The organism is ANME-2 cluster archaeon, assembly GCA_014237145.1.
Taxonomy (GTDB): Archaea; Halobacteriota; Methanosarcinia; order Methanosarcinales; family Methanocomedenaceae; genus Methanocomedens_A.
The window spans coordinates 1-12,624 of sequence record JAAXOC010000035.1; the positions used below are offsets into that span (position 1 = coordinate 1).

Genomic DNA, 12,624 nt, shown 5'->3' on the forward strand with positions numbered 1-12,624 from the left:
CATGTAAGGGGGGGGTCAAAATTGGTGGGAAAAAGGGGTCAATTTTCAACGGGAATCTTCACTTTACGTTACGTTTCAATTACCAAACGCGGAAAATATAAAAAGCAGTGTGTCCTTACCACTTAATTATCTAGAAGAAATGATGGAGATAGAATAAAAATGTCTCAAGAAATCAGTATAAATGAACCATGTCCATGTGGTTCGGGAAAGAAATTCAAACATTGTTGCTATCAAAAAAACTACCAGATACTGGATGGCGGAAAGAATATAAAAAATTTTGTAAAATCTCTTGACTCGGTTCCCATACATAACCTCAATTGAATTAGACCCGATATGACCAAAATAGAAATGATCAACTCATGCATTGAAATGATACATCAGATTTTGAAAATAGAAAAGGTAGGTATGCTGGGAGATGTAGTCGACAAAGTGGTCCAGGATTTGAATATTATTCCAAATTTTACATACCGGGAGATTGGTATACAGATGGAAAATGATGGCCGTTTTGAAGTCTATCAAATGCAGGTGTGTAGCCTGAAAGGAACTAATCCGATTGAGTTGATATTAGATAAGTTTGAGCGGTGAATTAATATGTATAGAAAAATCAAGAGAAACGATCCCTGTCCTTGCGGTTCTGGGAAAAAATACAAAAACTGTTGTTTGAAAAAAGATAAAACAGTCCATCGAAGCTCATCCAGAGTGAGACCTTTCATCAGTCGTCTTACTCTTATGAGATTTGGTCAAGAATTCAAGGATAATCCTAAAAAGTTCGAGGATGTATTGAAAAAACAAGGTTATCCAATTGACAAGGAAAAAGTAAAAGAATCCATGTTACATTCATGGGATTTTAAAAAGATCAGAAAAATGAGTACGGAAGAAATTATAGATAAATTGCATTCACTGAATGTCAAATTTTCAGTTGATGACTTTGAAAGGCAAGCTGGAAATTACATATCTTCGATACAATTGGGAAAAGATTATTATTTCACACAAGATTATCATGCCGAGGGTTGGGATGAGGACTTCATTTTGCTGGCAATATACGAGTTGTGGAAACGGATTTTACCTGATCAGGTCAATATTGAAATGATCGACGATGAGATGCAAGAAGGCTATGATGCTCTAAAGAGTAATAAATTAAATGAGTGTATGGAAAAATGGTGGAAGACATGGAAGACTATATTGGCTATTGTTCCTACTTACGTTGACTCCGTTGAAGAAGCCGACCAATTTATGCCCGAGCCATTGACACAGTCTATTTATAACTGGTCTCAGGATTTTAAGATGGAGTTATTTAATGCAGGATTGGAAGATAAAACATATTTCAAAAAAAGGATCGAATATTGCAATGAATTCTGTCGATCATTTCCTGAAACAGATGATTCAATCATACTAAGTACGCTCCGGGCAGAAGCGGAGTCGTATGTCGAATTAAGAGATTTCGAAACCGCAGATAAACTATTTGAAGATTTGATAAATAAATATCCTGATAGCATTTGGGGATATGTTGGATGGGGTGATATGTACAATTGGACTAAATTTATTGATAAAGATTTCCCGAATTACAAAAAGGCAAAGGAAATTTATTTGTGGGGTCTTGAACAGTGCGATGACGAAAACGATATCATTAGTGAACGATTAGAGAATTTAGAGAAAAAGATGAATGAGTAGACGGAATAATAAAGGGAGCACACTGCAAGAATATAGGATGTTGATTTCCATGAATGGATGGCCGAGCATTATGCCCCTGTATCTGCCTTTATGCCAGTACTTCAAAGCTCAGTGCTTTGACCGGGCATTCCTTGACGCAAACACCGCAGGCATCGCACAGGTCGTAGTCTATCACAACCCTGCCTTCGTTTACGGCAATGGCCCTGGGTTCATGGGGACAGCTCCTCTCACATGTGCCACACCCGGCACAACCTTCTTCTTTCCATACCAATTTATTATCCTGGTTTGCCATTTGGATATCCTCACAAATGTTCTTATTGCACTCTATTGATCGTAATAATAAAAAGGTTTTCCAAATTTATTTTACTGCTTTTTTGCCATCCGCCCGGACAGCAGTTCACCGCCCACGCCCACATTGTCAGGTTTGTTCTCGTTGATGAGGATGATGAAGGCCTGGGTGGGGATGCCTGTGACCCTGGCAGCTTCGCGGGTGAAAGATTCTACCAGGTCTTTCTTTTGTTCTTTTGACATATGGGGTCCGTCTATTGTGATTACGGGCATTGATCTACACCTCGATTTTTAGTTGGGGTTTGGTATATGGCTATTATCTATAGTTCCTGATTATATATGCCAAGTAGCATAATATCTATTCTCGCAATAGTCTTGAATCGTTTTGAATACCTAAAATATCTTTCGATAATTCGTCTCAATTGATATACAGGGATTGGATTTTAAAGACGGAATAATTTTATTTTATTCAATCCCGGATATATCCGGCAAAAGCTTAATGGTAGTGTATTATATTTAGGACTACCTAAAGATACAACATAGAGATGATATGTTTGGAACTAACACTCACAAATTTACAGCCGAAACAGAAAGCAAGGATATTAAGACTCGAAGGTGGATTCGGCTTCCAGAAAAATGTACGATCAAGAGGAATACTTGAAGGGAAGATTGTTGAGGTAATAGCAAGACAGCCCGTTGGTGGACCTATTGTCATCAGTATAGATAAAAGAAATACCGCAATTGGCAGGGGAATGGCCTCAAGGATCATAGTAGCGGTGGGGTAATGGATATACAAAAAGTAAAGAAAATCCTGCTAATGGGAAATCCCAACGTCGGAAAAAGTGTGGTTTTTTCCCGATTAACAGGAGCAAATGTGATAGCTTCCAATTATCCCGGAAGTACTATCGAATTCACAAAGGGATTAATGCGAATAGAGGGCAGCAAAGAAGAACTTATTGACGTTCCCGGCACATACTCCCTGGAGCCGATAAACGCAGCAGAAGAAGTTGCAGTCAAGATGTTGGATGAAGGGGATCTAATAATAAATGTTATTGACTCCACAAATCTGGAAAGAAACCTATTCCTTACACTTGAATTATTACAGGGCAATACTCCGGTCGTAGTTGCTCTTAACATGTGGGATGAAGCAAAACATAATGGAATAACTATAAATCCGGATGAACTTGAAAAACTATTGGGCGTGCCTGTTGTGCCCATTGTTGCATTAACTGGTGAAGGCATAAAAAAACTGCTATCACGCCTGAAGGAGACACATATTCCCACAGACGTATCACAAAGTGATGCTGAAAAATGGATACATATTGGAGAGATAATCAAAAAAGTACAAAGGATTGAGCACAGGCACCATACGATCTGGGAAAAAATATCGGATGCTACAGTAAAACCAACAACCGGACTTCCGATTGGACTGGGTGTGATCCTTCTGACATTTTCCTTTATCAGGTTTATTGGCGAGGGTCTCATTGGCTATGTACTTGAGCCGTTATTTGACCTGTACACGCCAGTTGCGATGGAAATAAGCAGTGCCATCGGTCCCGGTATATTCCATGACATAATTATCGGGAGGTTGATCGAAGGGAATATCGACTACGTACAGTCAATGGGACTTCTGACCACCGGCATTTTTGTGCCTTTCGGGATGGTACTTCCGTATATCCTGGCATTCTATTTCGGCTTATCAATTCTTGAGGATACGGGCTACTTACCTCGCTTATCTGTACTTGCAGACACTATATTCCACAAATTCGGACTTCACGGTTGCGGGATCGTATCTGTATTCCTGGGTTTGGGGTGCAACGTGCCCGGTGCTTTATCCACCAGGATACTTGAAACGAGAAAACAGCGGTTCATATCGGCCACATTGATGGCAATTTCTATTCCGTGCATGGCACAGATAGCAATGATATTCGGCATTTTAGGCAGTTATGGGATTGAATATGTACTGATGGTCTTTATTGCCCTCATTGCAACTTATGTATCAAGCGGCTTACTTTTAAACAGATATATAGCAGGTGAGAGTCCTGAACTATTTCTTGAGATCCCACCTTACCGCAGACCCTATGGTAAAGCCCTGCTAAAAAAGACATGGATGCGTGTAAGGATTTTCCTTACAGAAGCAATACCCTTCGTTTTCCTTGGAGTTCTATTTATCAATATATTATATGCTGTAGGCATTATTGAAACCCTGGGTACGTTTTTTTCACCTGTAATAAGCGGCATATGGGGTCTGCCAAAGGAAGCTGCAGCAGCTTTGCTTATTGGCTTTTTAAGAAAGGATATGGCCATTGGTATGCTGCTGCCGCTTGGAATGAATCCATTCCAGCTGGTGATCGCAGCAACTGTCCTTACAATTTATTTTCCGTGCGTTGCCACATTTGCAGTACTCGTGCGTGAACTGGGTATACGGGATATGGCAAAGTCAGTTTTACTGATGATAGCTGCTGCTTTGATAGTAGGCGGAATTATGCGGTTGATATTACTGGGGTTCTAAACCATGAAAAATGTTATGCCAGAACAAAGTTCAATGGAGGATCGGGTAATTGGCCTTTAAAACATTTGAAGAATATGTTGAGGTCATCTATACACTTGAGATGAGATCAGGACGTGCTCATACAACTGATATTGCATCAATACTCAATATCAAACCTCCAAGTGTTACCGAGATGTTACAAAAGCTACATGATATGGAACTTGTGATTTATGAACCGTATCGAGGCGCAAAGCTCACCCCATCAGGAATGAAAATGGCACAGGAATTGATGCAAAGTCATAAGACATTAGTAGAATTCTTTGAGATCATTGGTATTGATAATGAAACTGCTGAGGTTGATGCCTGCCAGATCGAGCATCATGTGGCTGGTAAAACAATAAAGCAGTTGAGTAAATTCATAGAATTTATACAGAAAGCACCATGTGAACCTATATGGTTAAAACATTTTGAATATTTTGATAGAACTGGTAAAAGAAAAAAGTGTAATTTAAAATGAAAAGTAAATCGGTACTGCAATACTATTATCGTAGTTGGATGCCGAATATATTCGGGATAAAATCTAATAACCCTCATAACCGATATCGAGTGTGAAAAATATGGATCAAGTAAAAAATAAAAAACCAATCGATGACAACCATAAGATAACTGAAAAACTCCAGAAGATCAAGCACAAAATTATGGTAATGAGTGGAAAAGGCGGTGTTGGAAAAAGCACGGTAGCTGTAAATTTGGCATACGACCTCTCAAATCGAGGTGCAGATGTTGGCTTATTAGATGCTGATCTACACGGCCCCAGTACTCTTAAAATGTTGAATATTGAAACTGGAGAGGTTAAAGGAGACACTGAAGGTATTTTTCCAGTCGAGGTTACTCCACACTTAAAGGTTATGTCAATGGGATTATTTCTAACTGACACAGATACACCAGTAATATGGAGAGGGCCTGTAAAGATGGGAGCGATCAGGCAGTTCCTGGAAGAAGTTCATTGGGGCAATCTGGATTACCTGATTATTGACCTGCCGCCAGGTACAGGTGATGAACCGTTAAGTATTGCCCAGTTAATTCCGGATATCAATGGGACTGTGATAATCACCACGCCCCAGGATATTGCTCTTCTTGATTCAAAAAAGGCTGTAAACTTTGCAAAGACACTCAAAGTACCAATAATAGGAATCATTGAAAATATGAGTGGTTTCACCTGTCCTCATTGCGGTGAATCTATAGACCTCTTTAAAGTTGGCGGTGGAGAAAATGCAGCCAGTGAGTTAAGTGTACCGTTCTTGGGTAGAATTCCTATAGATCAAAAAATTGTTGAGGACTGTGATAATGGGACCCCGTTTGTTGCATCTGGTGATAAATCCGAATCAACTGATTCTTTCAAGGAGATTGTTGCAAAAATAGAGGACTTTGTAAATTGAAATCAAGAATGTGGATGCCAGAATATTTCAGATGTTGGCATTTAATAGATATAAAAATTGACTGTGAATAAACAAATAAATAATAGGAGTAAGTATGAAAATAGCTATTACATCAACAGGAGATAATTTAGACAGCCAGATGGACCCCCGATTTGGAAGATGCCAGTATTTCTTGATCGTGGACCCGGATACAATGGATTTTGAAGCTATGCTAAATGAGAGTGCAATGGCTTCCGGCGGGGCCGGGATACAGGCTGCGCAAACCATTGTTAATGTTGGGATCAATGCAGTGATAACCGGGAATGTGGGACCTAATGCTTTTGAGGTACTCTCAGCCGCCGGGATTGAAACAATGGCAGGTGCCAGTGGAACTGTCAGACATGCATTAGAACTGTATAAAAGCGGTAGTTTACAGTCAGCGGCGGGTGCGACAGTTAGTTCTCATGCCGGAATGTCTGGTGCAGGTTCCGGACAGGAAGTACCGGGCCAGGCATCAATGACAAAAGAACAGAAAATCTCAATGCTGGAAGATGAACTGGAACAATCCAAGTTACAATTGACCCAAATTAAGAAAAAACTTGAAGATATGAAAAAATAGGAGGTAAATAAATGCCAGCAGGTCAGGGAAGAGGTAGTGGTAGTGGTACGGGCAGCGGAAGAGGAAGCGGTATGGGCAGAGGTGGAGGACGGCAGCACATGGGGCCTCCGAAGGAGTGCAAATGTCCAGGTTGCGGATACACCAGCCCACACCAGCCCGGACAGCCGTGTGCCAATCAGGCATGTCCGAAATGCGGAACTAATATGGTAGGAATGTAATTTAGTATTAAGGAGAATAAATAATGAAAGTATGCGTACCAACAATGGAAGATGGCGGTTTAGATGATATGGTGGCCCAGCATTTTGGCAGGGCACCCACTTATACTATAGTTGATATTGAAACAAATGCAATTGAAGTGATTCCGAATATAAGTGAACATATGGGAGGTACCGGGGTTCCCCCTGAGTATATAGCACCAACAGGTACCCATATTATGCTCTGTTCCGGACTTGGACCAAGGGCAGTAAATATGTTTGAAGAATATGGGATCGATGTATTTGTAGGTGCTTCAGGAACAGTCCAGGATGCAATAACTGCATGGCAGAAGGGACTGTTAAGTGAAGCTACTGATGAGAATGCCTGCCGTGAGCACAGGCATGAATAAGATCAAAAAGCGAATCGAAACACTTGAAAGGGAGGTGAAATAAATGCCAGGAGGAGATGGAACAGGACCTTTAGGTTTTGGTCCGAGGACAGGCAGAGCAGCAGGTTATTGTGCACGATATCCGGACCCGGGATATATGAATCCCATTCAAGGCAGGGGTTTTTATCGCGCTGGAGGCCGGGGTCGCCGTAATTTGTACTATGCGACAGGTTTGACTGGTTGGCAGCGCGGTGCCTATAGTTACCCACCACCAGTTGTTCAGGCAATTCCAAAAGAACAAGAGCTTGTTGAACTGACAAACGAGGCAGAATACCTGGAAAATGAATTGAAAGAGATAAAGAAAAGGATTCAAGAGATTGGGGAATAAAATCCCCAATCTATTTTTTTATTTGAACCAATATGAAATATATTTATCAAAATAAGTCTGGTTGCAGTTATTATTTATGTAACATAAAGTAAATAATATGTCCAATCGTAAAGTAATTATCAGGATAAGAAATATATATCAAAATATGTAATTTTAGGAGATGAAAGAAATGGCAGAAGAATTTAAATGGTTTTTAAAAGATGCGATAGTAGATACAGGCATGTGTACATATTGCGGTGCGTGTGCTGCAGTGTGTCCATATGATATAATTGAGTTCGATGAGAACGGTCCGAAGTTGAAAGAGGAATGCTACAGAAACGGAGAAGGTGCATGCAAGGATGTATGTCAGCGGGTTATGACAGATGCATCACGCTTATCCATGAACGTATTCAACTTCATGGCAAAACCTCCATCACTTATTGGACAGTACGAAAAGATAGTTGCAGCAAGAGCAACAGATTCCGCAATCCGTGAAAAAGGCCAGGACGGTGGTGCTGTGACAGCACTTTTGACATACTGCTTTGACAACGGATTGATCGATGGGGCAGTAACTACTGCAGGGATCGCAAAACCAAGTTCACACATTATAACAAGCAAGGACGCTCTTTTGGATGCTGCAGGTGCAAAGTATTCCACAGTTCCTGTGATGGCTGCACTTAAGGAAACAACTGACGCTCTCAAAAACGTTGCAATGGTAGGACTTCCATGCCACACCTATGGAACAAGAAGAACCCAGTTCTTTGGCGGATTGAATGTTCATCCAATTGAAGTTGGGAAAGACGGAGAAAAGGTAAAGATACCAAACATCGCATACACTATTGGTTTGTTCTGTATGGAGAACTTTAATAATGAGAAACTGTCTGCTTACCTGACAAATGCCGGTATTGACCTGGACAAAGTCAGGAAACTGGAAATACACCTTGATGAGATGATCGTGTTTACAGATGAAGGTGACACTGAATTTTCTCTTAAAGATCTCGCAGGATGTGTATCAGATGGATGCCGCATATGCAGGGACGCGGTCGCCAAGGTTGCCGATATCTCAGCAGGATATATGGGGTCTTCTAAAGGCTGGACAACATTGATGGCACGAAATGCCAAAGGCATGGAATTGCTTAATGCGGCCGCAGAGGCAGGTTATATTGAAACCTCTGATGAAGTGGATGTCAGTTTGATAGAAGAGTTCGCAGGCCTTAAGATGCGCAGGTTCAAAGCGGAACTTAAGAAGCGTCTTGAAGACGGAAGATCAGTCAAAGGTTACTGGGTGCGTGACTATCCGGGTGTAAGAACTGAGGTAAAGGGTACCAACTTTGTGAAGATCAAAACACAATCCGGTCTCGTGGATAACGCTTATCTTGGAAAGGTTGCAGAACTGTCAAACAAGTATGGTGATGGTAAACTTGAGCTTACAAATCGTAAGAGTATTGAGATCCAGGGTGTCAAAAACGAAGATATTGATGACATAATGGCAGATGTATATGGAAACGGACTCATGACGATCGGCATGGGTTATGTTTCTGCCTGTCCGGGTAATGCATATTGTCCGGAAGGACTTGTTGAAACTAAGGATTTTGCAAATGAACTGACACCTATGTTTGCACAGAAACTCACACCACACAAGATGAAGATCGCTATAGCAGGATGTGCCAACAACTGTGTAAGAGCTCACCGTCATGATATAGGTATAATGGGGCAAAAGCAGCCAAAGATCGATACTGAGAAATGTAACGGATGCGGAAGATGTATTGAATTGTGCAAGTTCAATGCGCTTTCGATCTCAGGCGGAAAGGCTGTGATCGACAGAGACCTGTGCGGCAATTGCGGATGGTGTGTGCGGGGATGCCCGCATGAAGCTGCAGTGGAAGATAAACTCGGCTATTCGGTCTTTATCGGAGGTAATGATGCAAGAAAACCAACTAACGGTATCCTTTTGAAGGAATTCTGCACAAAGGAGGAAATTCCGCCATTGATCAATAAGATTGCCTCCACATTTGTTAAATACAGAACAAAGCCTGGAAAAGAGCGTCTTGGAAATATCATTGAACTGGTCGGTGAAGGACAGTTTGTGAGAGAAGTTCTTAGCGAGTGAAATGTCCATAGTTTGGGAGGTTTTTTCCTCCCTTTATGGGTATTGACCGGAAGGGCAAATAGATCCCTGTTCAATTTATTTTTACAGGATGATGCGAGCTACTTTCATATCCTGTAAATCCAGTTAATCCTGTCCATTAATTCAGGCAATGCGATTCCATGTTTAATAATATATCTTGAATAGTGATGTTACTCACACAATATTAAAGAGAACTATGAATATGAGATTGAAAATACTATATGACAACGAATCGGAAGATGGTTTTGTCAATGGATGGGGTTTTTCCTGTCTGGTCGAAACAGGAAAAAGAAAGATCATGTTCGATACCGGCTGGGATGGAAATATTCTACTTTACAACATGGAAAGATTTGGGGTTACTAAAGAGGATATCGATACAATTATCATTTCACATGACCACTGGGATCATATGGGGGGCTTAACCCACATACTGCACCCGGATGTTAAAGTATATGTCCCAAATTCGTTTTCCAGGCAATTGAAGAATGAGATATCACAAAAGGCAGATGTGATAGAAACAACAGGACTGGAAAATGTCGCTCCTGATGTGTATACTACTGGCGAAATGGGGGACAAAATAAAAGAACAGGCCTTATTGTTGAAAATGGACCAGGGTATTGTGGTAATTACAGGCTGTGCTCATCCGGGTCTGGAAAATTTTATTGATGCGGCTGCAGGTTTAGGAGAGCCGTATGGAGTGATAGGAGGCTTTCATAAATTTAATAATTTCGAGTGTCTGAGAGATATTTCGATGATAATCCCCTGTCATTGTACCCGCTATAAAAGTGAGATTAAAAAGTTATTTCCGGACCGGTATATGGAATGTAAAGCAGGACAGATCATTGAGATTTAGGTGTCCCTTTCAAAAAGTAGGGTGATAAAATGTGCATAAATCATTGTTTATATTTATCTGCCACAGAGAGCACAGAGGACACAGAGGACACAGAGAAAAAATCCTCTTTGTTCTCTGTGGCTATTATTTTTGCCCTCTGATTTGAACTGGATACATATTTGATGACTTTTAAAATTTATTCTGGATAAATGGACTATGACAAAAAAAAGATTAACCGCAGAGAACGAAGAGGTTCGCAGAGAGTCTTTATTTTACTCTGCGCTCTTTGCGTATTTTGCAGTGTATAATTTTAGTCACCGCAAAGAGCGCGAAGTCCGCAAAGATAGTCTCAATGGTTTGGTTTTTGACTATAATGCAGTGAAAATAAGGAGTTTAATGCAATGAAGACCCGTCTTGATTGTATATTTTGCATCCAGAGACAGGCACTTGATTCTGTAAGGTTGGTTACTGATGATGTGAAAGAGCAAGAGAAAATATTGAGATCGGTAATGGTCAATATATTAAGGATGAACTGGAACACCCATCCACCTGATATTGCGGATGTTATGTACAATATTATAAGAAAAGAAAGCAAGGAAGATGATCCTTACAAGACTATAAAAAAGGAATGCAACGATATTGCACTGGGAATGTATCCGGAATTGAAAAAAATTGTGGACCGATCCGCTACACCGCTTTTAACAGCTGTGAGACTGGCTATCGCAGGAAATGTGATAGATTATGGAGTGGGACCAAATTTTGATATTAATAAAACCATTTCACGTGTACTGGAAAAGAAATTCAGGATAGACCACTTTACAGAATTCGTAAATAATCTAGAAGAATCTGAAAATCTTGTATATTTAACAGACAATGCAGGTGAAATTGTATTTGACAAGATACTGCTTGAGACAATTATGAGTGAATATAATTTCCGGAAAATTTTTTGTGGTGTAAAAGTTACACCCTTCATCAATGATACCACCATGCAGGATGCTGTATATGTGGGAATTGACAAAATGGAGGGTGTAGAGATCATGAATATTGAAGTGGATGAAAACAGGGTAGATCATTCAAGTAAAACATTCCCGGAAATTATTACAAAAAGTAACATGATAATAAGTAAAGGACAGAGGAACTTCGAAGCTCTTCCTGATAACAAAAAGATATTCTTTATGCTCCTGGCAAAATGTCCGATGATCGCAAAGGAACTGGGAGCAAAACAAGGAGATATTATTTTAAAAAGAGGTTCGGGATAATATGTATGCTTATGGTCCTGTTCCTTCCAGAAGGCTGGGGCGCTCATTGGGAGTGAGCCCCATCCCACATAAAACCTGTTCATACAACTGCATCTACTGTCAATTGGGCCAAACAGGTAAGCTTCAGGTGAAGCGTGAAAGTTTCTATCCTAAAGAAGATATACTATCTGACATTGAAAAAGTAATGAATCCTGCAAATGTCGATTACATTACATTTGTTGGAGATGGTGAACCTACTTTATGTAAGGACCTTGGCTGGTTGATCAAATCGTGCAAACAACAATGGCAGATACCTGTGGCTGTGATCACGAACGGTTCTCTCTTCTTTATGGAGGATGTAAGGCAGGACCTGAAAAGCAGCGATGTGGTGCTTCCCACACTTGATGCCGGAAGTGAGGGGGTTTATAGAACACTTAACAGACCTCATGGCAGCATTGGATTTGAAGAAATGCTTCAGGGCCAGGTTGATTTCAGGAAGGAGTATCCGGGTAAGATATGGCTTGAGGTCATGCTGGTTAAGGGTGTGAATGATTCAGATGGATCCCTGCTGGAAATAAAAGATGCCATTGAGCAGGTAAAACCTGACCGTATCTACATTTCAGTTCCCATCCGGCCGCCTGCAAAACCTGGAGTCAGGCCGCCCGAACCCGAAAGGATTATCCGGGCACATGAGATTTTAAATGCAACACTGGACCTTACTGATTACGAGTCAGGTGAATTTGGTCTTGATAATTTCCCTGATCTCAGAACTACAATTATAGAAATATGCTCCCGTCATCCGTTAAGGGAAGAACAGGCAAGAGATATTGAAGGGAGATTTCTCGGAGCAGAGAGTATTGATACTATGCTGTCAGATGGAAATCTGGTACGTGTAGAATATCAAAATATATCTTATCTTTTGCCAGCAAATTTTACAAGAAAATCCTCACTTCGGTCGGATTGACTTGAGTACATAATTTTATAAATTA

At 40.6% G+C, this 12,624-nt stretch carries 18 protein-coding genes; 16 read left to right on the top strand and 2 right to left on the bottom strand.

The genetic code is table 11. The features are described from left to right. Positions 1-159 precede the first annotated feature (159 nt). From HF974_04530 to HF974_04540, 3 genes are all read left to right on the top strand, one after another. A complete protein-coding gene (locus tag HF974_04530; protein MBC2697606.1) occupies positions 160-321 on the top strand; it encodes a hypothetical protein in 162 nt (53 codons plus the stop codon). A gap of 63 nt (positions 322-384) precedes the next feature. Next, a complete protein-coding gene (locus tag HF974_04535; protein ID MBC2697607.1) occupies positions 385-585 on the top strand; it encodes a hypothetical protein in 201 nt (66 codons plus the stop codon). A gap of 6 nt (positions 586-591) precedes the next feature. Next, positions 592-1,671, top strand: coding sequence for a hypothetical protein (locus tag HF974_04540; GenBank protein ID MBC2697608.1), 1,080 nt, complete (start codon positions 592-594; stop codon positions 1,669-1,671). A gap of 88 nt (positions 1,672-1,759) precedes the next feature. On the opposite strand, the gene HF974_04545 is transcribed toward HF974_04540, so the two are convergent. Both HF974_04545 and HF974_04550 read right to left on the bottom strand, forming a co-directional pair. Continuing rightward, entirely contained in the window at positions 1,760-1,963 is a 204-nt protein-coding gene (locus tag HF974_04545; GenBank protein ID MBC2697609.1) for a 4Fe-4S binding protein, read from the bottom strand. A 71-nt stretch (positions 1,964-2,034) separates the two neighbouring features. After that, positions 2,035-2,232: a 4-oxalocrotonate tautomerase gene (locus HF974_04550; GenBank protein MBC2697610.1), complete on the bottom strand. Its 198-nt coding sequence runs from the start codon at positions 2,230-2,232 to the stop codon at positions 2,035-2,037. Positions 2,233-2,513: 281 nt separating this feature from the next. On the opposite strand from HF974_04550, the gene HF974_04555 reads away from it, so the two are divergent. From HF974_04555 to HF974_04615, 13 genes are all read left to right on the top strand, one after another. Further along, positions 2,514-2,744 carry a ferrous iron transport protein A gene (locus HF974_04555; protein ID MBC2697611.1) on the top strand — a complete coding sequence of 77 codons (231 nt, stop codon included), beginning with the start codon at positions 2,514-2,516 and terminating at the stop codon, positions 2,742-2,744. Continuing rightward, on the top strand, positions 2,744-4,471 hold the full coding sequence (locus HF974_04560; GenBank protein MBC2697612.1) for a ferrous iron transporter B: 1,728 nt from the start codon (positions 2,744-2,746) through the stop codon (positions 4,469-4,471). The genes HF974_04555 and HF974_04560 overlap by 1 nt, the downstream gene beginning before the upstream one ends. A 49-nt stretch (positions 4,472-4,520) precedes the next feature. Further along, positions 4,521-4,967, top strand: a complete 447-nt coding sequence (locus HF974_04565) for a metal-dependent transcriptional regulator (GenBank protein MBC2697613.1) — start codon at positions 4,521-4,523, stop codon at positions 4,965-4,967. Between the two features lie 100 nt (positions 4,968-5,067). Further along, positions 5,068-5,889 carry an Mrp/NBP35 family ATP-binding protein gene (locus HF974_04570; protein ID MBC2697614.1) on the top strand — a complete coding sequence of 274 codons (822 nt, stop codon included), beginning with the start codon at positions 5,068-5,070 and terminating at the stop codon, positions 5,887-5,889. A 94-nt stretch (positions 5,890-5,983) separates the two neighbouring features. Further along, positions 5,984-6,487 (top strand): dinitrogenase iron-molybdenum cofactor biosynthesis protein, encoded by a 504-nt coding sequence (locus HF974_04575; GenBank protein ID MBC2697615.1) that lies wholly within the window; start codon positions 5,984-5,986, stop codon positions 6,485-6,487. Between the two features lie 11 nt (positions 6,488-6,498). Next, complete coding sequence (locus HF974_04580) at positions 6,499-6,705, top strand: hypothetical protein (protein MBC2697616.1); 207 nt, start codon at positions 6,499-6,501, stop codon at positions 6,703-6,705. A gap of 23 nt (positions 6,706-6,728) precedes the next feature. Further along, positions 6,729-7,091, top strand: a complete 363-nt coding sequence (locus HF974_04585; protein ID MBC2697617.1) for a dinitrogenase iron-molybdenum cofactor biosynthesis protein — start codon at positions 6,729-6,731, stop codon at positions 7,089-7,091. Positions 7,092-7,134: 43 nt separating this feature from the next. Continuing rightward, a complete protein-coding gene (locus tag HF974_04590) occupies positions 7,135-7,458 on the top strand; it encodes a DUF5320 domain-containing protein (GenBank protein MBC2697618.1) in 324 nt (107 codons plus the stop codon). Between the two features lie 169 nt (positions 7,459-7,627). Beyond that, positions 7,628-9,547 carry a 4Fe-4S binding protein gene (locus HF974_04595; GenBank protein MBC2697619.1) on the top strand — a complete coding sequence of 640 codons (1,920 nt, stop codon included), beginning with the start codon at positions 7,628-7,630 and terminating at the stop codon, positions 9,545-9,547. Between the two features lie 220 nt (positions 9,548-9,767). Then, entirely contained in the window at positions 9,768-10,418 is a 651-nt protein-coding gene (locus HF974_04600) for an MBL fold metallo-hydrolase (GenBank protein ID MBC2697620.1), read from the top strand. A 195-nt stretch (positions 10,419-10,613) separates the two neighbouring features. Beyond that, positions 10,614-10,802 (top strand): hypothetical protein, encoded by a 189-nt coding sequence (locus tag HF974_04605; GenBank protein ID MBC2697621.1) that lies wholly within the window; start codon positions 10,614-10,616, stop codon positions 10,800-10,802. Beyond that, a complete protein-coding gene (locus HF974_04610; GenBank protein MBC2697622.1) occupies positions 10,799-11,656 on the top strand; it encodes a DUF89 family protein in 858 nt (285 codons plus the stop codon). The genes HF974_04605 and HF974_04610 overlap by 4 nt, the downstream gene beginning before the upstream one ends. A 1-nt stretch (position 11,657) precedes the next feature. Continuing rightward, positions 11,658-12,599, top strand: a complete 942-nt coding sequence (locus HF974_04615; protein MBC2697623.1) for a radical SAM protein — start codon at positions 11,658-11,660, stop codon at positions 12,597-12,599. Positions 12,600-12,624 lie beyond the last annotated feature (25 nt).